This window comes from Kitasatospora sp. NPDC001664 (assembly GCF_053596675.1).
The window spans coordinates 130,624-150,118 of the sequence record NZ_JBSFGS010000015.1 but is presented as its reverse complement, the minus strand read 5'-3'; the positions used below and the strand labels follow the sequence as shown (position 1 = coordinate 150,118).

The 19,495-nt window shown below is 73.4% G+C and carries 18 protein-coding genes and 1 pseudogene; 10 read left to right on the top strand and 9 right to left on the bottom strand.

Annotated elements, in window-relative coordinates; genetic code table 11:
* Window positions 1-74: 74 nt before the first annotated feature.
* From ACWCYY_RS22365 to ACWCYY_RS22355, 3 genes and pseudogenes are all read right to left on the bottom strand, one after another.
* Window positions 75-1,280 (bottom strand): annotated as a pseudogene (locus ACWCYY_RS22365) (diguanylate cyclase domain-containing protein); the annotation flags it as partial.
* Between the two features lie 249 nt (window positions 1,281-1,529).
* A complete protein-coding gene (locus tag ACWCYY_RS22360; RefSeq protein ID WP_380150592.1) occupies window positions 1,530-2,633 on the bottom strand; it encodes an adenylate/guanylate cyclase domain-containing protein in 1,104 nt (367 codons plus the stop codon).
* 179 nt (window positions 2,634-2,812) lie between these two features.
* A complete protein-coding gene (locus ACWCYY_RS22355; protein WP_449797039.1) occupies window positions 2,813-3,673 on the bottom strand; it encodes a biotin--[acetyl-CoA-carboxylase] ligase in 861 nt (286 codons plus the stop codon).
* Window positions 3,674-4,012: 339 nt separating this feature from the next.
* Here ACWCYY_RS22355 and ACWCYY_RS22350 point away from each other — a divergent pair, with 339 nt between their 5' ends.
* The 4 genes from ACWCYY_RS22350 to ACWCYY_RS22335 all read left to right on the top strand — a co-directional run bounded on the left by ACWCYY_RS22350 (window position 4,013) and on the right by ACWCYY_RS22335 (window position 6,797).
* Window positions 4,013-5,605, top strand: coding sequence for an acyl-CoA carboxylase subunit beta (locus tag ACWCYY_RS22350; RefSeq protein WP_345289410.1), 1,593 nt, complete (start codon window positions 4,013-4,015; stop codon window positions 5,603-5,605).
* A 32-nt stretch (window positions 5,606-5,637) separates the two neighbouring features.
* Window positions 5,638-5,859: an acyl-CoA carboxylase subunit epsilon gene (locus tag ACWCYY_RS22345; RefSeq protein WP_345289411.1), complete on the top strand. Its 222-nt coding sequence runs from the start codon at window positions 5,638-5,640 to the stop codon at window positions 5,857-5,859.
* A gap of 53 nt (window positions 5,860-5,912) precedes the next feature.
* Entirely contained in the window at window positions 5,913-6,038 is a 126-nt protein-coding gene (gene mmpB / locus ACWCYY_RS22340) for a morphogenic membrane protein MmpB (protein ID WP_380150589.1), read from the top strand.
* A gap of 159 nt (window positions 6,039-6,197) precedes the next feature.
* On the top strand, window positions 6,198-6,797 hold the full coding sequence (locus ACWCYY_RS22335) for a Maf family protein (RefSeq protein ID WP_345289413.1): 600 nt from the start codon (window positions 6,198-6,200) through the stop codon (window positions 6,795-6,797).
* Between the two features lie 7 nt (window positions 6,798-6,804).
* Here ACWCYY_RS22335 and ACWCYY_RS22330 read toward each other — a convergent pair whose 3' ends face one another.
* On the bottom strand, window positions 6,805-7,539 hold the full coding sequence (locus ACWCYY_RS22330) for an alpha/beta hydrolase (RefSeq protein WP_449797008.1): 735 nt from the start codon (window positions 7,537-7,539) through the stop codon (window positions 6,805-6,807).
* Window positions 7,540-7,806: 267 nt separating this feature from the next.
* On the opposite strand from ACWCYY_RS22330, the gene ACWCYY_RS22325 reads away from it, so the two are divergent.
* Both ACWCYY_RS22325 and ACWCYY_RS22320 read left to right on the top strand, forming a co-directional pair.
* Window positions 7,807-8,535 carry a hypothetical protein gene (locus tag ACWCYY_RS22325; protein WP_345289415.1) on the top strand — a complete coding sequence of 243 codons (729 nt, stop codon included), beginning with the start codon at window positions 7,807-7,809 and terminating at the stop codon, window positions 8,533-8,535.
* Between the two features lie 234 nt (window positions 8,536-8,769).
* Window positions 8,770-10,545 carry an acetyl/propionyl/methylcrotonyl-CoA carboxylase subunit alpha gene (locus ACWCYY_RS22320; RefSeq protein ID WP_380150586.1) on the top strand — a complete coding sequence of 592 codons (1,776 nt, stop codon included), beginning with the start codon at window positions 8,770-8,772 and terminating at the stop codon, window positions 10,543-10,545.
* Between the two features lie 141 nt (window positions 10,546-10,686).
* Here ACWCYY_RS22320 and ACWCYY_RS22315 read toward each other — a convergent pair whose 3' ends face one another.
* Together ACWCYY_RS22315 and ACWCYY_RS22310 are read right to left on the bottom strand one after the other, a co-directional pair.
* Window positions 10,687-11,577 carry a DeoR/GlpR family DNA-binding transcription regulator gene (locus tag ACWCYY_RS22315; protein WP_380150584.1) on the bottom strand — a complete coding sequence of 297 codons (891 nt, stop codon included), beginning with the start codon at window positions 11,575-11,577 and terminating at the stop codon, window positions 10,687-10,689.
* A 223-nt stretch (window positions 11,578-11,800) separates the two neighbouring features.
* Entirely contained in the window at window positions 11,801-13,255 is a 1,455-nt protein-coding gene (locus ACWCYY_RS22310) for an NAD(P)H-quinone dehydrogenase (protein WP_380150582.1), read from the bottom strand.
* A gap of 193 nt (window positions 13,256-13,448) precedes the next feature.
* Here ACWCYY_RS22310 and ACWCYY_RS22305 point away from each other — a divergent pair, with 193 nt between their 5' ends.
* The 3 genes from ACWCYY_RS22305 to ACWCYY_RS22295 all read left to right on the top strand — a co-directional run bounded on the left by ACWCYY_RS22305 (window position 13,449) and on the right by ACWCYY_RS22295 (window position 16,714).
* Window positions 13,449-13,886 carry a gamma-glutamylcyclotransferase gene (locus tag ACWCYY_RS22305; RefSeq protein ID WP_345289418.1) on the top strand — a complete coding sequence of 146 codons (438 nt, stop codon included), beginning with the start codon at window positions 13,449-13,451 and terminating at the stop codon, window positions 13,884-13,886.
* A gap of 148 nt (window positions 13,887-14,034) precedes the next feature.
* Entirely contained in the window at window positions 14,035-14,856 is an 822-nt protein-coding gene (locus tag ACWCYY_RS22300) for a purine-nucleoside phosphorylase (RefSeq protein ID WP_345289419.1), read from the top strand.
* A 151-nt stretch (window positions 14,857-15,007) separates the two neighbouring features.
* The gene (locus tag ACWCYY_RS22295) at window positions 15,008-16,714 is read left to right on the top strand and encodes a phospho-sugar mutase (RefSeq protein ID WP_449797007.1); all 1,707 of its coding nucleotides are present in this window, start codon (window positions 15,008-15,010) and stop codon (window positions 16,712-16,714) included.
* A 62-nt stretch (window positions 16,715-16,776) separates the two neighbouring features.
* Here the strand turns inward: ACWCYY_RS22295 and ACWCYY_RS22290 are convergent, their stop codons facing one another.
* The 3 genes from ACWCYY_RS22290 to ACWCYY_RS22280 are packed head-to-tail and all read right to left on the bottom strand — an operon-like array spanning window position 16,777 to window position 18,613.
* Entirely contained in the window at window positions 16,777-17,268 is a 492-nt protein-coding gene (locus tag ACWCYY_RS22290) for a hypothetical protein (RefSeq protein WP_449797006.1), read from the bottom strand.
* Window positions 17,265-17,936, bottom strand: a complete 672-nt coding sequence (locus ACWCYY_RS22285; protein ID WP_449797005.1) for a class I SAM-dependent methyltransferase — start codon at window positions 17,934-17,936, stop codon at window positions 17,265-17,267. The genes ACWCYY_RS22290 and ACWCYY_RS22285 overlap by 4 nt, the downstream gene beginning before the upstream one ends.
* The gene (locus ACWCYY_RS22280) at window positions 17,936-18,613 is read right to left on the bottom strand and encodes a PH domain-containing protein (protein WP_345291034.1); all 678 of its coding nucleotides are present in this window, start codon (window positions 18,611-18,613) and stop codon (window positions 17,936-17,938) included. The genes ACWCYY_RS22285 and ACWCYY_RS22280 overlap by 1 nt, the downstream gene beginning before the upstream one ends.
* Window positions 18,614-18,726: 113 nt before the next feature.
* Between ACWCYY_RS22280 and ACWCYY_RS22275 the strand changes: the two genes are divergently transcribed.
* Window positions 18,727-19,491 (top strand): MerR family transcriptional regulator, encoded by a 765-nt coding sequence (locus ACWCYY_RS22275; RefSeq protein ID WP_449797004.1) that lies wholly within the window; start codon window positions 18,727-18,729, stop codon window positions 19,489-19,491.
* Window positions 19,492-19,495: the final 4 nt, after the last annotated feature.

Here is a 19,495-nt window from a genome sequence, read left to right as displayed (position 1 = left end):
CGGTCGAGGGCGCCGAGCACCACGTTGAGCAGCTGGCCCGGGTCGGCGCTGTGCGCGGCGCCGCGGAAGCGGCGGCGGTCCACGGCGCCGATCCGGCCGCCGGTGCGACGCCCGTCGGCCCGGTGGTGCGGGTCGGCCGCGTCGGCCAGCAGGACGGTCGGGTCGGGCGAGAAGCCGGGGCCGTGGCTGCGGCCGGCCACCACCGGGTGGGCCGCCCGGGACGCCTTGGCCCGGTACTGGGCCGCGTCGGCCAGCCGGAACAGCCGGTCGGGGGTGGTCACCGGCCCGATCGAGTCCCCGGTGGAGGCCACTCCGCAGGCGACTCCCTCGCCGTCGGCCAGTTGCAGCGCCCGGGCGGAGAGCTCCTCGGCCACCGCGACCACCTCGTCCGCCTTCTGACCCTCCGCCAGCAGGCAGAACTCGTCCCCGCCGAGCCGGGCCGCCAGCGCCCCCGGCAGCTTGGCGGCCGCGAGCGAGAGCTGGTGGGCGAAGCGTTCCAGCAGGCGGTCGCCGACCTCGTGGCCGAGGCGGTCGTTGACGCTCTTGAGTCCGTTGACGTCGCAGACCACCAGCGAGACCACCGCACCGCTCCGGTTGTGCTCCTCCAGCGCCGCCTCCAAGCGGGCGTCCACCGCACGGCGGTTGGCCAGGCCGGTGAGCGGGTCGGTGAAGGCGAGGCGGCGCAGGTCGGCGAGGCGCTCGGTCTGGGCCAGGCCCGCCGAGATCTGGGCCGCCAGCAGGGTGGCGTACTCGGCGTCCGGGTCGGAGAAGACCGCGAGGCCGGCGGTGCGGGCCAGGTACAGCTCCCCCCAGGCCTGGCCGTGCAGCACGATCGGGGCCACCAGGCAGCACTCGCGGCCGCGGCGGCGCAGGCCGGCGGCGCGCTGCTGGCAGAACGCACCGGCGCCCGGGTGCGCGTGGGGGGCGTGCGGCTCGTCGCTCGAAGCCGTCTGGATCCAGGCGCGGGGGAGGCGGCCGGTTGTCCAGTGCTCCTCCAGGTAGGTGACGATCTCCGGGAAGTCGGCCACGGGGTACGACTCGTCCTCGGGCAGCTCCTCCTCGCCGGGGGCGAGGTCGCCGTGGTTCACCAGCACCCGCAGGCGGCCGGACTCGCGGTCCCAGACCGAGACGGCGGCCATGGTCGCGCCGAGGGCGGTGGTGGCGCGGACGGCTGCCGCGCGGACCGCTTCCAGCGGGGTCAGGGCACCGGCCATGTCCTGGGCGAGTTCGACCACCGCGCGCAGCCGCAGGTCCGACGGTGCATGGACGCACTCGGTCATGGTCGCCTCGCTCACCGGCTCGCCTCGTCCTGGGTGGTGGGGGATCTGCCCGTTCTGCACCCAGGTTATGGCCACGCGTGGAGACTTTGTCCGATTTGTCGTGAGGGAATTGTGAGTGGCCACCCCGGGGGCGCGAGGAACTGCGCGAAGCGGAAGGCGGCCCGGCGTGAGATCGGGGCAGGCGAGCCGGTTGCACGTGCTGCCGTTCCCCTGCGCGCAGTTCCTCGCGCCCCTGCGGGGCGCTCCCGCTCACCCCAGCTGGGGAAGGCGGCCCAGGCGGGTGAGGAGCCAGGGCTCGACGAGGCCGAGGCCGCGGACGGGGCGGCGCCACATGGGCTGGAGGTGGAAGCGGTGGGGGCCGGTGACGGGCTCCTGCTCCAGGGGGGAGGGGGCGGCGGCGCCGGAGTTCTCCAGGGCGGTGGCGAACTCGCCGTCGAGCAGGACGGCGTCCTTGGGGGCGATGGAGGTGAGACGGCTGGCGAGGTTGACGGTGGTGCCGAAGACGTCGCCCATCCGGGAGGTGACGGTGCCGAAGGCCATGCCGACCCGCAGGGCGGGGATGTTCTCCGCGTCGGCCAGCGTCTCGATCAGCGAGAGGGCGATCTCGGCGGCGGTGGCCGGATCCTCGGAGACGAAGAGGATCTCGTCGCCCAGGGTCTTGACCACCCGGCCGCCGTGACCGGCGATCAGGTCGGAGCAGGTGTTCTCGAAGCTCTCGACCAGTTCGCCGAGCTCCTCCTCCTCCAGCCGCCGGGAGAGCCGGGTGAAGCCGACCAGGTCGGCGAAGCCGACCGCCAGGCGGCCGCTGGTGATCTCGGTGTCCTCGGCCGCCTGCACGACGCGGCCGGTGACGGCGGCGAGCTGACGGCGCCACACGTAGACCAGGAACTGCTCCAGTTCGGGCAGCAGCAGCTCGACCAGGGGGTAGGCGACCTCGGCCCGGGTGAGGCCCGGCTCGACGGCCTGGGTGAGGTTCTCCAGGAAGGTGTCCATCTGCCAGCCGGCCAGCCGGGCGGTGGTCTGCCCGGTGGAGCGGGCCACCTGGATCGCCATCGACTCGCTGAGCAGGCCGGACTCGACCAGTCCGGCGAGGCGCCGCAGGGCGATCACGTCCCCGTCGGTGAGGGCCCGGGACTGTCCGATGTCGGGGAATCCCATCGCCCGCCAGAAGCGGGTGGCCAGCTCCATCGGCACGTCGGCGGCGCGGGCGGCCTGGTACGGCGTGTACCGGCGCGGTGCGTCGAGGATCAGCCGCTCGAGGTCCAGCGCGACCGTCTGCCCGTCGTCGCCGACCTGCCCGCCGTCTGCGTCTACCACCGGTCCGTCCCCGTGCGGGTGCCGCACTTGCCTCATGTCCTGCCTGTCCAGGGGCGACCGACCACCACGCGGGTAGTGGTGCGCCTCACACCGCTGCCAGGGGGAATCGTCGCACGGAATTTCCCGATCCGGGGCATCCGCCCGAAGCCGACCACTGGACGGACGCCCCCGGGTCCACTGTGCGGACGGCCCCGGGGCGGTGACCTGGGGATCCGTCAGGACTGCTGCGGCCGGACGTGCACGACATCTCCAGCGGCCACCGGGTGGCGGGTGCCGTCGGGGGTGCGGACCACCAGCCAGCCGTCCCCGTCCACCGCCACGGCCTCGCCCAGGAGCTCGCGGTCGCCCGGGAGTTGGACCTTCACCTGGCGGCCGAGGGTGGTGCAGCGGGCGGCGTACGCGGGGAGCAGGCCGCTGGCGTGCGGGTCGCCTGCGGTGTGCACCCACTCGCCGTACAGCTCGGCGAACTCGCGCAGCACGGCGCGCACCAGGGTCTCCCGGTCGGTCACCGCGGCCCCGGCCAGGGCCAGCGAGGTGGCGGTCGGGACGGGCAGCTCGTCCTCGCGGAGCGAGACGTTGAGGCCGAGGCCCGCCACCACCGCGCCGTCGGCCAGCTCGGTCAGGATGCCGCCGAGCTTGCGCTCCTCGCCGTCGACCACGGTCTGCAGGTCGTTGGGCCACTTCAGCCCGGTCTCCAGGCCGGCGATCCGGCCCAGCGCGCCGGCCGCCGCCACGCCGACCAGGATCGGCAGCCAGCCGTACCGGTCCACCGGCACGTCCTTCGGCCGCAGCAGGACCGAGAGGAAGAGGCCGGAGCGGGCGGGGGCGGACCACTGGCGCTCCAGCCGGCCGCGGCCGGCGGTCTGCTCCTCGGCGATCAGCACGGCGCCCTCCGGCGCGCCCTCCTTGGCGCGGGCCGCCAGGTCGGTGTTGGTGGAGCCGGTCCCGGCCACCACGTCCAGCGCGGTCCAGAGCCCGCCGGGGACCAGCAGGTCCCGCCGCAGCCCGGCCTGGTCCAGCGGCGGCCGCTCCAGGTCGGTCCAGGGCGACGGCCCGTCGTGGCCGAAGCCGCGCAGTCCGCTGCGGCGGGGGCGGGGGTGCTCGCGGGGGGTCTCGTCGGCGCTCTCGGTCACCGGGCCAGCGTACCGATCAGACGGGTCGTCAACCCGGCTCCACGGCGGCGCCGGCGGCGGTCGGAAGGGTGACGGTGCCGGTCGGACGCGCGCACGGCCCGCCGGGGAATGGTCGCAAGCCGCCACATCGTCCCGCAGAAACACGCCGAATGACACTGTGTTGCTGGCCATAACCGGAAGGGCCCCGGGCTGGCTACGCTACCCAGCGGTAGTTCGCTGTGCCGCCCCTGCCCTCGTGCGCGTCGCACCGGGAGCGGCCGAGGATCAGGGAGAGCCGACCGGATGACCGAGGCGCCGTACGACCCGCACACCACCGCCGGAAAGCTGGCCGACCTGCGCCGCAGGGTCGACGAGGCCGTGCACTCCGGTTCGGCCGCGGCGGTCGAGAAGCAGCACGCCAAGGGCAAGCTGACGGCCCGTGAGCGGGTGCAGGAGCTGCTGGACGAGGACTCGTTCGTGGAGTTCGACGAGTTCGCCCGGCACCGCTCCACCAACTTCGGGCAGGAGAAGAACCGCCCCTACGGCGACGGCGTGGTGACCGGCTACGGCACCGTGGACGGCCGTCAGGTCGCGGTCTTCGCCCAGGACTTCACCGTCTTCGGCGGCTCGCTGGGCGAGGTCTTCGGCGAGAAGATCGTCAAGGTGATGGACTTCGCCCTGAAGACCGGCTGCCCGGTGATCGGCATCAACGACTCCGGCGGCGCCCGGATCCAGGAGGGCGTGGTCTCGCTCGGCCTGTACGGCGAGATCTTCCGCCGCAACGTGCACGCCTCCGGCGTGATCCCGCAGATCTCGCTGATCATGGGCCCCTGCGCGGGCGGCGCGGTCTACTCCCCCGCGATCACCGACTTCGTGGTGATGGCCGACCAGACCTCGCACATGTTCATCACCGGCCCCGACGTGATCAAGACCGTCACCGGCGAGGACGTCGGCATGGAGGAGCTGGGCGGCGCCCGCACCCACAACACCAAGTCGGGCAACGCCCACCACCTCGCGGCGGACGAGAAGGAGGCGGTGGAGTACGTCAAGAACCTGCTGTCGTACCTGCCGTCCAACAACCTCTCCGAGCCGCCGGTCTTCCCCGAGCAGGCCGACCTCTCGATCACCGAGGAGGACCTGGAGCTCGACGTCCTGGTCCCGGACTCGGCCAACCAGCCGTACGACATGCACAAGGTGATCGAGCACGTCCTGGACGACGGCGAGTTCCTGGAGACCCAGGCCCTCTACGCTGGCAACGTCATCACCGGCTTCGGCCGGGTCGAGGGTCACCCGGTCGGCGTGGTCGGCAACCAGCCGATGGACCTGGCCGGCTGCCTGGACATCAACGCCAGCGAGAAGGCCGCCCGGTTCATCCGGACCTGCGACTCCTTCAACATCCCGGTCCTCACCTTCGTCGACGTGCCCGGCTTCCTGCCCGGCACCGAGCAGGAGTGGGACGGCATCATCCGCCGCGGCGCCAAGCTGATCTACGCCTACGCCGAGGCCACCGTCCCGCTGATCACCGTCATCACCCGCAAGGCCTTCGGCGGCGCCTACGACGTCATGGGCTCCAAGCACCTCGGCGCCGACCTCAACCTGGCCTGGCCGACCGCGCAGATCGCCGTCATGGGCGCGCAGGGCGCGGCCAACATCGTCTACCGGCGCGAGCTCCAGGAGGCCGCGAAGGCCGGCGAGGACGTCGACGCACGGCGCGCCGAGCTGGTCGCCGAGTACGAGGACACCCTGCTCAACCCGTACCTGGCCGCCGAGCGCGGCTACGTGGACGCGGTCATCGCCCCCAGCGAGACCCGGCGCCACATCGTGCGGGGCCTGCGGGCGCTGCGCGGCAAGCGGGAAGTGCTGCCGCCCAAGAAGCACGGCAACATCCCGCTGTAGTCGCCGAGCCCGTACGGGAGGAGGATCTGTACATGAGTCCCATTCAGGTGCTGCACGGGCAGCCGACCCCCGAGGAGCTGGCCACCGTCCTGGCGGTGGTCTCAGCCCGGGCCGCCGCAGCCGCAGCCGCCGAGGAGGCGGCCCGGCGGGCTGGCGTCGGCCCGGCCTCCGCGTGGAACGACCGGGCCCGGCGGATGCGGCACGCGCCCGCACCGGGGCCGAACGCCTGGCGAACCTCCGGGTGGGCCGGGTGAGTTGAGTATCCGTACTCAGGCATTCCGGGCGGGGCGGGGCGCAGGCTGGTGAGGTGCTCTGGTCAGACCCGAAGAACGAGGCATCGGCCGAGGCGCGGCGGGCACAACGGATGCTCCGCCGCGCCGGTCCGGTGCTGGCGGTGCTGCTCTTCGTGATGGCGCTGCTCCTCGTCCTGTGACCGTGGGTGCGCCCCGCAGGGGCGCGGGGAACTGCGCGCGGGGGAACGGCAGCACGGGCAACTGGCTCGCCTGCCCCGACCTCACGCTGGTCCGCCTTCCGCACTCGCGCAGTTCCTCGCGCCCCCGGCCGCACCCTTGGGTCCCCTAGGCTGGGCCGTATGAGTCAGCGTGTGGTGGTGTTGGCGTCGCAGTCGCCGGCGCGGTTGGGGTTGTTGCGGCAGGCGGGGTTGGCGCCGGAGGTCGTGGTCAGCGGGGTGGACGAGGACGCGCTGAGTGCGGCCTCGCCCGGGGAGCTGGCGTTGGTGCTGGCGGAGGCCAAGGCGCGGAAGGTGGCCGGGGAGCTCACGGGCGGTCAGCTGGTGATCGGGTGCGACTCGGTGCTTGAGCTGGACGGGAAGGCGCTCGGGAAGCCGGACGACGACGCCGACGCGCTGCTCCGCTGGCAGGCGATGCGCGGCCGCGAGGGCGTGCTGCGGACGGGCCACTGCGTGATCGACACCGCGACCGGCAAGGAGGCGTCCGCGACCGCCTCGACCACCGTGCGCTTCGGGAACCCGGACGACGCCGAGCTGGCCGCGTACATCGCGACGGGTGAACCCCTGTACGTCGCGGGGGCGTTCACCCTGGACGGCCGCTCGGCGCCGTTCATCGACGGGATCGACGGGGACCCGGGCAACGTGATCGGCCTCTCGCTGCCGCTGCTGCGCACGCTGCTGGCCGACCTCGGCATCCGGATCACCGACCTCTGGGCCGCCTGAGCAGCCGTCAACCCGCGGGGGCGTTCTTCGCCAGGAAGGCGAGCAGGTCGGCCTTGGCGGTGCCCTGCTCCAGCAGCCGGGTTCCGTGGCTGGCGCCCTGGTAGACCTTCAGCTCCTTGACCGGGGCGGCGGTGGCCGCGGCGGCCAGTTCGGCGGCGTTCTCGGCGAACGGCTGGTCGTTCTCCTGGACGGCGATGAAGAGCGGCACCGTGAGCTTGCCGATCGCCGCCTTGCCGTCCCAACTGCCGTGGTACGTCGGCGAGCTGAGGGTCACCACGGCGGCCACCGGGAGCGCGCCGGGGGTGGCCGCGGCGGTCAGCGAGGCGGTGCCGCCCTTGGAGGCGCCGATCAGCACCGTCCGCTGCACGCCCTTGCCCTTGAGGTACGCGGCGGCGGCCTCGACGTCCTGGGCGACGTCCCCGGCGGAGGTGAAGGCGAGGCTGGCGTAGCCGGCCTTGGCGAAGTCCTCGACGAAGGGGATCCAGTCGCAGAGCGAGGACCCGTTCTCGTGCGAGAGGACCACCGCCACCTTGGCGTGCCCGGCGTCGGAGTCCTGGAAGTAGGCGTCCCGCTTGGCGACGCTGTCCAGGGCGAAGGAGCCCTTGTCCGCGCGGTCCTGGGCCAGGCAGCCGTAGGTGGAGGCGCTGGGCTTCGGCGCGGTGGTGGTACCGCCGGTGGAGCCGCAGCCGGCCAGCAGCAGGGCGGTGCAGACGGACACGGGCAGGGCGGTGCGCAGCTTCATCTCTTCGACTTCCCCCGTCGAGGTGACCACGGGCGCCGTGCGGCGTCCGTCGGCGGACACGCTAGGGAGCGGGCCGAAAAGCCGTCAATGGTCCAGACCATTACAGTTCGACACCCGAAAGCGGACCGCCAGGCTCCCATTCGCCCTGCGGATCCGGACAGATCGCGGCCCGCACATCTGTCACTGAGGGCCAAGCCTCCGCCCGCACCCGGCCGCTAGGCTGGCGCGGTCATCGGGCCGGGACGGCGAGCGGAGAGGGAGCGTACGGTGCTCGACAGCCTGCTCAACGTGGTGCTCGGCCTGCTGGCCAGTGCCATCAGCGCCGGTCTCGGCTGGATCGCGCACACCCTGCGGCGGCGCCGGAGGACCGGCCGGGTCCGCGCGTTCTTCGGCATGCCGGCCGGCTCGGAGTGCCTCCTGGTGGTCAACCGGCACACCGGGGCGTCGAGTTCGAAGAGCGTCTCGCGCAGCGACGTGTACGCGCTGATGGAGCTGGCCGCACTGATCAAGGAGTGCGGGGCACAGGCGGACGTCACCGCGCACGACCAGGTCCGCCAAGGGCTCGGCGACAAGGCCGAGTTCTGCCTCGGCGGCCCGGAGAGCAACGAGCGCACCGCCGCCCACCTGCGCAACTGGCTGCCCGGAGTGAACTTCACCTCCGTCCCGGGCGGACCGTACGGCTCCGCCATCGCGGCCGGCGACCGGGAGTTCCGCTTCGAAGCGGCCGGCGACCGGTCGAGCAGCTACGTCCTGCTGGCCCGGATACGGGCCGCCGAGGAGAGCCGTCCGGTCTTCCTGATAGCCGGTCAGACCGCGACCTCCAACCATGCGGCGGTCCGCTACCTGATCGCCCGCCGGGCCCAGCTGGCCCGCAGCCACGGCCGGGACGCCACCTTCGCCCTGGTGCTCCGGGTGGTCAACCCCAAGGCCTACGGACCTGACGTGGTGGAACTCGCCGCCGACGTCACCGACCTGGCACTCGTGGCGGCCGGATGAGTCACCCGCCGCCCGTGTGGCGAAGGCCACGACGCGCAGCGCGCCCGCCGTCCGCCTTCGAGGCCGCCTCCAGCCGGTCCGCGTAACGTCGCGACCAGCGGAGTGTCCCGCTCCGTGGCCGGGCGGTCACGAATCCGCGTCACGCTCCGTGTGGGCAAGCTCACCACCTGGGGCTACTCGCCGGTAAGACCCCGCAAACCCTAAGCTCAACGAGGTTCAAGAAGGGAGCCAAACGTGCGCAAGGTGCTCATCGCCAACCGCGGCGAAATCGCCGTCCGAGTCGCCCGGGCCTGCTCGGACGCCGGTATCGCCAGCGTCGCCGTCTACGCCGAGCCGGACCGGGACGCCCTGCACGTCCGCGCGGCCGACGAGGCGTACGCCCTCGGCGGCGACACCCCGGCCACCAGCTACCTGGACATCGCCAAGGTGCTCAAGGCGGCGGCCGACTCGGGCGCGGACGCGGTCCACCCCGGCTACGGCTTCCTGTCGGAGAACGCCGAGTTCGCGCAGGCCGTGATCGACGCCGGGCTGATCTGGATCGGCCCGCCGCCGCAGGCCATCCGCGACCTGGGCGACAAGGTGACGGCCCGTCACGTCGCGCAGCGCGCCGGCGCCCCGCTGGTGGCCGGCACCGCGGACCCGGTCTCGGGCTCCGACGAGGTGGTCGCCTTCGCGAGCGAGCACGGTCTGCCGGTCGCCATCAAGGCGGCCTTCGGCGGTGGCGGTCGCGGTCTGAAGGTGGCCCGCACGCTGGAGGAGATCCCCGAGCTGTACGAGTCGGCGGTCCGCGAGGCGGTCGCCGCCTTCGGCCGCGGCGAGTGCTTCGTCGAGCAGTACCTGGACAACCCGCGGCACGTCGAGACCCAGTGCCTGGCCGACCAGCACGGCAACGTGGTGATCGTCTCGACCCGTGACTGCTCGCTCCAGCGCCGCCACCAGAAGCTGGTAGAGGAGGCGCCCGCGCCGTTCCTCACGGACGAGCAGAACGCGGAGCTGTACCGGGCCTCCAAGGCGATCCTGCGCGAGGCGGGCTACGTCGGCGCCGGCACCTGCGAGTTCCTGGTCTCCCAGGACGGGCTGATCTCCTTCCTGGAGGTCAACACCCGTCTGCAGGTGGAGCACCCGGTCTCCGAGGAGGTCACCGGGATCGACCTGGTCCGCGAGATGTTCCGGATCGCGGACGGCGAGGAGCTCGGCTACGACGACCCCGAGGTCCGCGGCCACTCCATCGAGTTCCGGATCAACGGCGAGGACCCGGGCCGCAACTTCCTGCCGGCCCCCGGCACGGTGACGCTGTTCGCCCCGCCGTCCGGCCCCGGTGTCCGCCTGGACGCGGGCGTGGAGTCCGGCTCGGTCATCGGCCCGGCCTGGGACTCCCTGCTGGCCAAGCTGATCGTCACCGGCGCCACCCGCAAGCAGGCGCTGCAGCGCGCCGCGCGGGCGCTGGCGGAGTTCAAGGTGGAGGGCATGGCCACCGCCATCCCGTTCCACCAGGTGGTCGTCACCGACCCGGCGTTCGCGCCGGAGGTGCACGGCGGCGAGGGCCCGTTCACGGTCTACACCCGCTGGATCGAGACCGAGTTCGACAACACCATCCCGGCCTTCACCGGCGGTGGCGTGGAGGGCGAGGAGGCCGACCAGCGGGAGACCGTGGTGGTCGAGGTCGGCGGCAAGCGGATCGAGGTCTCGCTGCCCTCCTCGCTCGGCGTGGCGGCGGCCCCGGCGGCGGGCGCCTCGGCGACCGGCAAGGCCAAGCGGCGCGTCGGCAGCAAGAAGGCCGGTTCGGCGGTCAGCGGTGACACGCTGGCCTCGCCGATGCAGGGCACCATCGTCAAGGTCGCCGTCGAGGAGGGCCAGGTCGTCGCCGAGGGCGAGCTGATCGTGGTCCTGGAGGCGATGAAGATGGAGCAGCCGCTCAACGCCCACAAGGCGGGCACCGTCACCGGCCTCAAGGCCGAGGTGGGCGCCAGCGTGAGCAGCGGTGCCGCGCTCTGCGAGATCAAGGACTGACCGGGAACGACTCCGGAGAGGGGCCCCGTCGCACTGCTGCGGCGGGGCCCCGGCCGTGTCTGCCGGAGGGGTGGGGCGGGGACGGCACGCGCCTCGGCGGCAGCCGCCCGGCCCGGGCCGGGAGCATGCCCCGCTGGGGCGTCAGCGGGCCCGGGTGACCGTCAGCTCGGGCATCCGGCCCGGGAGTTGGTGGTTCGGGCGGCGCTGGCCGGGGAGCGGGGCCGGGCGGCGGGGGGCGGCGCCCGAGGGGGCCGGGTGCGGGTGCACCTGGGCCTCCACCGGCGGGCCGACCGGGGCCACCGAGATCTGCACCCCGCAGTCGGCCAGCGCGTCCAGCTCGCGGGCGGTCTGGTCGGTGGCGGCGGCCTGCTCGTCCGTCACCAGCCGGGTGATCGCCTCGGTCGGCACGGTCTGGAACATGGTGTCCGCGCCGAGCTTGGTGTGGTCGGCGAGGACGATGACCTCGGTGGCCGACTGCACCAGTGCCCGGTCCACGCTCGCGGAGAGCATGTTGGTGGTGGAGAGCCCGCGCTCGGCGGTCAGACCGCTGCCGGAGATGAAGGCCTTGGAGACCCGCAGCCCCTGGAGCGACTGCTCCGCCCCACTGCCCACCAGGGCGTAGTTGGAGCCGCGCAGGGTGCCGCCGGTCATCACCACCTCGACCCGGTTGGCGTGCGCGAGGGCCTGGGCGACCAGCAGCGAGTTGGTGACCACCGTCAGCCCGGGCACCCGGGCCAGCCGGCGGGCCAGCTCCTGGGTGGTGGTCCCGGCTCCGACCACCACCGCGTCGCCCTCCTCGACCAGGCCGGCGGCCAGGTCGGCGATGGCGCTCTTCTCGGCGGCGGACAGATGGGTCTTCTGCGGGTAGCCCGGCTCACGGCTGAAGCCACCGGGGAGCACCGCACCGCCGTGCCGGCGGTCGAGGAGCCCCTCGGCCTCCAGCGCGCGGACGTCCCGGCGGACGGTGACCTCGGAGGTCTGGACGACGCGTGCCAACTCGCGGAGCGACACGGCTCCGTTGGCTCGCACCATTTCGAGAATCAACTGGCGACGTTCTGCAGCAAACACAGAACCGACGGTAACTGAATGACCGTCTGCTTTCAGGCGTTTGCAGCTGGTATCGGGAAATGCTCACGTCGGAGCGGCGTGCGACCGTACAATGCGCGCCAGTGCTGACGGTTCGTCACGCTCCGCCGTCGGAGTGGGACGACAGAGGCGGCCGCCACCGGCGACCGCCTCAACTCCTTTGCCCAGCTCAGGAGTCCGAGCCCTCCCGCTTGCGGATGTGCAGCTGGCGGGCGGCCTCGGCGGTGGAGCCGGAGAGTGACGGGTAGACCGTGAACGCACGGGCCACCTGTTCGACCGTCAAGTTGTTGTCCACGGCGAGCGAAATCGAATGGATGAGTTCGCTGGCGCGCGGCGCGACCACCACGCCGCCGACCACGATGCCGGTGCCGGGGCGGGCGAAGAGCTTCACGAAGCCGTCCCGGATGCCCTGCATCTTGGCCCGGGGGTTGCCGCGCAGCGGAAGCTTGACCTCGACGGCGTCCATCTTGCCGCAGGAGACGTCGGCCGCGGTGTACCCGACGGTGGCGATCTCCGGGTCGGTGAAGACGTTGGAGGCGACCGTCTTGAGGTCCAGCGGCTGCACCGCGTCGCCCAGCGCGTGGTACATGGCGATCCGGCCCTGCATGGCGGCCACCGAGGCGAGCATGAAGACGCCGGTGCAGTCGCCGGCCGCGTAGACGCCGGGGGCGGTGGTGCGGGAGACCCGGTCGACCTTGATCTGGCCCCAGTCGTTCAGCTGGACGCCGGCCTCCTCCAGGCCGAGGTCGGCGGTGTTGGGGATCGAGCCGACCGCCATCAGGCAGTGCGTGCCGGAGATGACGGTGCCGTCCGCGAGGGTGACCTCCACCCGGTCGCCGATGCGCTTGGCACCCTCGGCGCGGGAGCGGGACATCACGTTCATGCCGCGGCGGCGGAAGACCTCCTCCAGCACCTCGGCGGCGTCCGGGTCCTCGCCCGGCAGCACCCGGTCGCGCGAGGAGACCAGGGTGACCTTGGAGCCGATCGCCTGGTAGGCGCCGGCGAACTCGGCGCCGGTCACACCGGAGCCGACCACGATCAGCTCGCGGGGCAGCTCCTCCAGGTCGTAGACCTGGGTCCAGGTCAGGATGCGCTCGCCGTCCGGCTGGGCGTCGGGGAGCTCGCGCGGGTGCACGCCGGTGGCGACCAGCACGGCGTCGGCGCGCAGCGACTCGGTGGTGCCGTCGGGCGCCTCCACGATCACCTCGCGGGAGCCGTCCACCGCCTGGCCGCCGGCGCCGAGCCGGCCCTTGCCGCGGAGCACGGTGACGCCCGCCCGGGTGACGGACTGGGTGATGTCGTGGGACTGCGCGATGGCCAGGCGCTTCACCCGTCGGTTGACCTTGCCGAGGTCGACGCCGACCACCCGGGCCGGGGTGTCCACGTGCGGGGTGTCGTCGGCGACGATGATGCCCAGCTCCTCGTACGAGCTGTCGAAGGTGGTCATCACCTCCGCCGTGGCGATCAGGGTCTTGGACGGCACGCAGTCCGTCAGCACCGCCGACCCGCCCAGACCGTCGCGGTCGACGACGGTCACCTCCGCGCCGAGTTGGGCGGCCACCAGGGCCGCCTCGTATCCGCCGGGTCCGCCACCGATGATCACGATCCGAGTCACGCGCACCATTGTCCCGTACGCCGGTAACGAGGACACGCCGGGGGCTCCGCACTGTGTCATGCGACCACGGGCGGACGCCCCGCCGGTGCGTCCGGGCCCCGTTCGGCGGTGTCCGACGGTCCGCCCGGCACTGTCCGACGGTCCGTCAGGAAGATCCCCGGGTGCGCCCTGGCGGCCGGTGCTCTCCCGTAGGCTGACGACCATGCCCCTCTACGCCGCGTACGCCACCAACCTCGACGCCCGGCAGATGACCCGCCGGGCCCCGCACTCCCCGCTGCGCGGGACGGGCTGGCTGACCGGCTGGCGGCTGACCTTCGGCGGGGAGCAGCTGGGCTGGGAGGGCTCGCTGGCCACGGTGGTGGAGGACGAGAAGGAGCAGGTCTTCGTCTCGCTCTACGACGTGGCGCCGATGGACGAGGACGGCCTGGACCGCTGGGAGGGCGTCCAGCTGGGCATCTACCGGAAGGTCCGGCTGCGCGCGCACACCCTGGACGGGGAGATCCCGGTCTGGACGTACGTGCTGAACGACTGGGAGGGCGGGCTGCCCGCCGCCCGCTACCTCGGGCTGATCGCCGACGCGGCGGAGAGCGCGGGCGCTCCGGACGACTACGTGCTGGACCTGCGCCGCCGGCCCTGCTGACGGGGCACCAGGGGGTTCGGAGGACTCTCCGAACAGCGCGTTCTCCGGTGCGCCGCCGTTTGGACCTACCGCCCATCCGGGTAACGATCCGGCAGTTCAGGGCTGATATGTCTACGCGCGTAGGCGATTGCCGTCTATCCTCGGTCACGTGAACGCATCTCCTCAGTCCAAGCTCTCCGCCGACCCGTACGCCGCCGCCCAGGAGGCCGCCGCCAAGCTGCGCGAGCTGACCGGCGCCGAGCGCCACGACGTCGCCCTCGTCATGGGCTCCGGCTGGGTGCCGGCCGCCGACGCCCTCGGCGAGACCGTGGCTGAGTTCCCGGTCACCGAGCTGCCCGGCTTCCCGGCTCCGGCCGTGGCCGGCCACTCCGGCAAGATCCGGTCCGTCAAGATCGGCGACAAGCGCGCGCTCATCTTCCTGGGCCGCAACCACTACTACGAGGGCCACGGCGTGGCCACCGTGGTGCACGGCGTGCGCACCGCCGCCGCGGCGGGCTGCGAGACCATCGTGCTCACCAACGGCTGCGGCGGCCTGCGCGAGGGCTGGACCCCCGGCCAGCCGGTGCTGATCAGCGACCACATCAACCTGACCGCGGACTCCCCGATCGTCGGCGCCAACTTCGTCGACCTCACCGACCTGTACTCCAAGCGCCTGCGCGAGCTCTGCCGCGAGGTGGACTCCTCGCTGGACGAGGCCGTGTACGTGCAGTTCCGCGGCCCGCACTACGAGACCCCGGCCGAGATCGGCATGGTCCGGGCGATCGGCGGCGAGCTGGTCGGCATGTCCACCACGCTGGAGGCCATCGCCGCCCGCGAGGCCGGCGCCGAGGTGCTGGGCATCTCCCTGGTCACCAACCTGGCCGCCGGCATCACCGGCGAGCCGCTCAACCACGAAGAGGTGCTGGAGGCCGGCAAGGCCAGCGCCGAGCGGATGGGCGCGCTGCTCGCGAAGGTCCTTGAGCGGATCTGACGCGGATCTGACGCAGAATCAGTAGGAAGGGGCCGTCGCTCCGGCGGTGACGCCGGGGCGACGGCTTCGTCAATCCAGAGCCCGGCCGGGTGCCGCCGTCGTGACCACCCGGCGGTACGGCTCGTACGACCCTCAGAGGGAGCTGGCAGCAATGTCCCAGACCACCGATCTGCTCGCGCGCGCCCGGGCCTGGCTCGCCGAGGACCCGGACCAGGAGACCCGCGAGGAGCTGACCGCGCTGCTGGCCGCCGCCGAGGGCGAGCCGGAGGGCGCCGAGCGGATCGCCTGGTCCCGGCTGGCCGAGCGGTTCAGCGACCGGCTGCAGTTCGGCACCGCCGGGCTCCGCGGCGAGCTGGGCGCGGGCCCGATGCGGATGAACCGCGCCGTGGTGATCCGCGCCGCCGCCGGGCTGGCCGCGTACGTGAAGAAGGAAGGGCTCGGCGACCTGGTGGTGATCGGCTACGACGCCCGCCACAAGTCCTACGACTTCGCCCGCGACACCGCCGCCGTGGTGGTCGGCGCCGGGCTGCGCGCCGCCCTGCTGCCCCGCGCGCTGCCCACCCCCGTGCTCGCCTTCGCCGTCCGCCACCTGGGCGCCGCGGCCGGCGTCACCGTGACGGCCAGTCACAACCCGCCCCAGGACAACGGCTACAAGGTCTACCTCGGCGACGGCTCGCAGATCGTGCCGCCCGCCGACGCGGGCATCGCCGCCGAGATCGACGCGATCGGCTCGCTGGCCGAGGTGCCGCTGGCCGAGGGCGGCTGGGAGGTGCTCGGCGAGGAGGTCCTGGAGGCCTACCTCGACCGGGCCGTCACCGTGGTCGACCCGGCCGGGCCGCGCGACCTCGACGTGGTCTACACCCCGATGCACGGCGTCGGCCGCGACGTGCTGGTGGCCGCCTTCAAGCGGGCCGGCTTCCCCGCGCCGACCGTGGTGGCCGAACAGGCCGAGCCGGACCCGGACTTCCCGACCGTCTCCTTCCCCAACCCGGAGGAGCCGGGGGCGATGGACCTCGCCTTCCGCACCGCCGCCTCGGTCGGCCCCGACATCGTGATCGCCAACGACCCGGACGCCGACCGCTGCGCCGTGGCCGTCAGCGACGGCGGCACCGGCGGTGCCGGCGGTGCCAACGGCGGCTGGCGGATGCTGCGCGGCGACGAGGTCGGCGCACTGCTCGGCTCCGCGCTGGTCGCCAAGCGGGCCCGCGGCACCTTCGCCACCACCATCGTCTCCTCCACCCTGCTCGGCCGGATCGCCGCGGCCGCGGGCCTCGGCTACGCCGAGACGCTCACCGGCTTCAAGTGGATCTCCCGCGCCGAGGGCCTGCGCTACGGCTACGAGGAGGCGCTCGGCTACTCCGTCGACCCGGAGGGCGTCCGCGACAAGGACGGCATCACCGCCGCCCTGCTGGTGGCCGAACTCGCCGCCGTGCTCAAGCGCTCCGGCCGCACCCTGACCGACCTGCTCGACGACCTTGCGCTGGAGCACGGCCTGCACGCCACCGACCAGCTCTCGGTGCGGGTGTCCGACCTGACGGTGATCTCCTCCGCGATGCAGCGGCTGCGCGAGCAGCCGCCGACGGTGCTGGCCGGCCTCAAGGTCACCCGGGCCGACGACCTGGCCGCCGGCACGCCGGAGCTGCCGCCGACCGACGGCCTGCGCTACTACCTGGCCGGCGAGGGCGTCACCGCCGCCCGCATCGTGGTCCGCCCCTCCGGCACCGAGCCCAAGCTCAAGTGCTACCTGGAGGTCGTCCTCCCGGTCGCCACCGCCGCCGACCTCGGCGACACCCGGACCCGGGCCACCGCCCTGCTCGACGCGATCAAGCGCGACCTCGCCGCGGCGGCCGGCATCTGACGGACCGTCCGTGCACGACGGAGCCCCGTCCCGGTCCTCCGGGGCGGGGCTCGCGACGTCGCTCAGGCGAAGCCGAGCTCGGTGAAGGCGCAGCCGCCGCGCTCGGCAGCGGTGAGGGCCGGGCCCGGGGAGAGCCGGGGCGCCTGGCGGACGTACTGCCGGAAGCCCGCCGCCCGGAACCTCAGATCGAAGGAGTGGCCCTGGAGGTGCCACTGCGGCCACTGCGCGCGGCCGTCCGGCGCCGGGAGCCGGTGCACCTCGTCCAGCTCCAGCTCCAGCCAGAGGTCCTTGAAGTCGAGACCGCCCTGGACGTCCCAGACCTCCTCGAAGACCAGCGTGGCCGGGGCCACCCAGAACGAGAAGGTCTTGGCCGGCCGCACCGGGTGGACCCAGCGGACGATGTGGTCGAGGTCCAGCAGCAGGCGCGGGGACACCTCGGCCTGCTGAACCGTCAGCCCGTGGACGGTCGCGTCGTGCCAGCCCATCGACTCGAAGTCCGCGTCGCTCCAGACGCTCTTCTCCAGACCCGACTCCGGATGGACCGCGGTGGTCACGACCGCACGGCCAGCAGGTAGCTGCGGTCGGTCTCGGCCTCGTGGGGGTACGGGGCGCGGTCGAGGCGGGCGCGGAGGGTGAAGCCGGCGGCGGTGAGGTCGGCGGTCACCGTGTCGGGGTCGAGGAAGTGGAAGGTCACGTCCACCTGGTGGCCCCACCAGTCGGTGAGGTGGCGGGCCTCGCTGCCGCGGTGGAAGGCGAGCAGCAGCGGGGCGCCCGGGCGGAGGGTGCGGGCGACCTCGGTGAGGACGGCGCGGTGCTCGGCCGGGGGCAGGTGGATCAGCGAGTACAGGGCGACGGCGCCGCCGAACTCGCCGTCGGCGGCCGGCAGGCCGCGCAGGTCGCCCTCGCGGAACTCGGCGGACGGGTGGTCCCGGCGGGCCAGCTCGACCATCGCCGGGGAGAGGTCGATGCCGACCGCCCGGGCACCGTGGGCGGCCAGCCAGCCGGTGACGTGGCCGGGCCCGCAGCCCAGGTCGGCGACCGGGGCCCGCAGGTCCGTCAGCTGCTCCAGCAGGGCGGTCAGCAGGGCCCGGTCCAGCGGCTTGCCGGCCAGCTCGTCGCCGATGCGGTCGGCGTACTCCTGCGCGACCGTGTCGTAGCTGCGGCGGATCGGGTCCTGGTCCGGTCCCTGGCCCGCTTCCGCCGCTCCCCCCGTGGCGGTCATCAGGTGACCGCGATCAGCGTGACGAGGGTGACCAGTCCGACCACCGCCGGGGCGATGATCCACCAGCACCAACGGACCGTCACCTCGCCCGCCGCCTCCGGTCGGGCGGCGTTGCGCTCGGCGATCTCCTGGAGGGTGATCACCACCTGGTCGGACCAGGCCTTGGTCGGGTCGACCTCGCCGGCGTTGCCGCTGCGCAGCGGGTTGGTGAGCGAGGCGGTCCGGGAGGCGCGCGGGTCGCCGCCGGCGGCGGCCCGGGCGGCGGCCCGGCCGGCCTTCTTGCGGGCCCGCAGCGAGACCGGGACGGCCCAGACCTGGTACTTCTTGCCGCCCGCGAACAGCTCGACCGAGTACCCGGCGCGCAGGCCCTCCACGGACGCCCAGGGGGCGTGCACCGTGCGGAAGGGGTTGCGCACCAGCAGCCGCCGGTCGTTGGCCAGCACGGCGGGGCGAAGCGTGTACGCGACCACCGGCAGGCAGAAGACCGGGGCGCAGGCCAGCGCGATCCAGGGGGTGCGGCCGCCGCCGTTGAGCGCGGCGTCGATGATCAGCCACCCGGCCACGGCCAGCAGCATGATCCCGGAGATCACGCCGGGGACGGAGCGGTAGACGCGGTCCGCGTACTGGGGCTCGGAGGCGGCTCTGCCCGGGTCGGGCTTGCCGTCGGATTCGGTCATGGGGCCGATTCTGCCCCATCCGCCCCGGCCGGTGTCCGCGCCACCGGGCCGTCCTCGGCCGGGCGGCGCGAGGGCTTGCACCTCACGCGACGTCAGGGGGGATCGTTGGGCCCATGACCATCGACCAGACGTGGAAGGTCGGCGCACTCGCGGAGGCGAGCGGGCTGACCGTCCGTACCCTGCACCACTGGGACCGGCTCGGGCTGCTCAGCCCGTCCCGGCGGACCTCCTCCGGGCACCGCGAGTACACCGAACAGGACGTGGCCCGGCTCTACCAGGTGCTCGCGCTCCGTCGGCTCGGGCTGGGCCTGGAGACAATCGCCACCTGCCTAGACGCGGGGGTCGACCCGGTGCGGCTGGTCGGTGAGCACCTGGCGGGGGTGACCGCCGCGCTCGCCTCGCTGGAGCTCCTTCAGCGTCAACTGACCTACATCCACGCCGAGTTGTCGGCCGAGCGGGCGCCGGACACGGCGGCCCTGATCGAGGTGCTCCGGGGCATGGGCGGCGCCGGCCCGGAGGGCGGGGCGGCGCTCCGCCGCCACCTGGACGAGGACCAGGTGGCGACCCTGCGGGACCGGGCCTCGGCCCTGGGCCCCGCAGCCCACTACCTGCTCGGCGTCGAGTGGCCCGAGCTCTACCGCCGGGCGGAGGCCCTGCGGGCCGCCGGGGTCGAGCCCGCGGACCCCCGGGTGCGGAAGCTGGTGACGCGGATGGACGAGCTGGGCGCGCTCTTCACCGGCGGGGACGGCGCCCTGTCCGGCGCGGTGAAGTCCGCCTGGCAGGCGGAGCCGGCCGCGCTGTCCGGCGACCCGACCGCCCCGGCCGACGCCTGGCACGACCTCACCACGTACCTCGACCACGCCCGTTCCGTCGCATGACCAC

What these genes read in the sequence shown, in the direction of transcription:
- ACWCYY_RS22360 (WP_380150592.1), bottom strand. Translation starts at nt 2,633, where the DNA reads ATGAGGCAAGTGCGGCACCCGCACGGGGACGGACCGGTGGTAGACGCA.
- ACWCYY_RS22350 (WP_345289410.1), top strand. Translation starts at nt 4,013, where the DNA reads ATGACCGAGGCGCCGTACGACCCGCACACCACCGCCGGAAAGCTGGCC.
- ACWCYY_RS22345 (WP_345289411.1), top strand. Translation starts at nt 5,638, where the DNA reads ATGAGTCCCATTCAGGTGCTGCACGGGCAGCCGACCCCCGAGGAGCTG.
- ACWCYY_RS22335 (WP_345289413.1), top strand. Translation starts at nt 6,198, where the DNA reads ATGAGTCAGCGTGTGGTGGTGTTGGCGTCGCAGTCGCCGGCGCGGTTG.
- ACWCYY_RS22330 (WP_449797008.1), bottom strand. Translation starts at nt 7,539, where the DNA reads ATGAAGCTGCGCACCGCCCTGCCCGTGTCCGTCTGCACCGCCCTGCTG.
- ACWCYY_RS22315 (WP_380150584.1), bottom strand. Translation starts at nt 11,577, where the DNA reads ATGGTGCGAGCCAACGGAGCCGTGTCGCTCCGCGAGTTGGCACGCGTC.
- ACWCYY_RS22310 (WP_380150582.1), bottom strand. Translation starts at nt 13,255, where the DNA reads ATGGTGCGCGTGACTCGGATCGTGATCATCGGTGGCGGACCCGGCGGA.
- ACWCYY_RS22305 (WP_345289418.1), top strand. Translation starts at nt 13,449, where the DNA reads ATGCCCCTCTACGCCGCGTACGCCACCAACCTCGACGCCCGGCAGATG.
- ACWCYY_RS22295 (WP_449797007.1), top strand. Translation starts at nt 15,008, where the DNA reads ATGTCCCAGACCACCGATCTGCTCGCGCGCGCCCGGGCCTGGCTCGCC.
- ACWCYY_RS22285 (WP_449797005.1), bottom strand. Translation starts at nt 17,936, where the DNA reads ATGACCGCCACGGGGGGAGCGGCGGAAGCGGGCCAGGGACCGGACCAG.
- ACWCYY_RS22280 (WP_345291034.1), bottom strand. Translation starts at nt 18,613, where the DNA reads ATGACCGAATCCGACGGCAAGCCCGACCCGGGCAGAGCCGCCTCCGAG.
- ACWCYY_RS22275 (WP_449797004.1), top strand. Translation starts at nt 18,727, where the DNA reads ATGACCATCGACCAGACGTGGAAGGTCGGCGCACTCGCGGAGGCGAGC.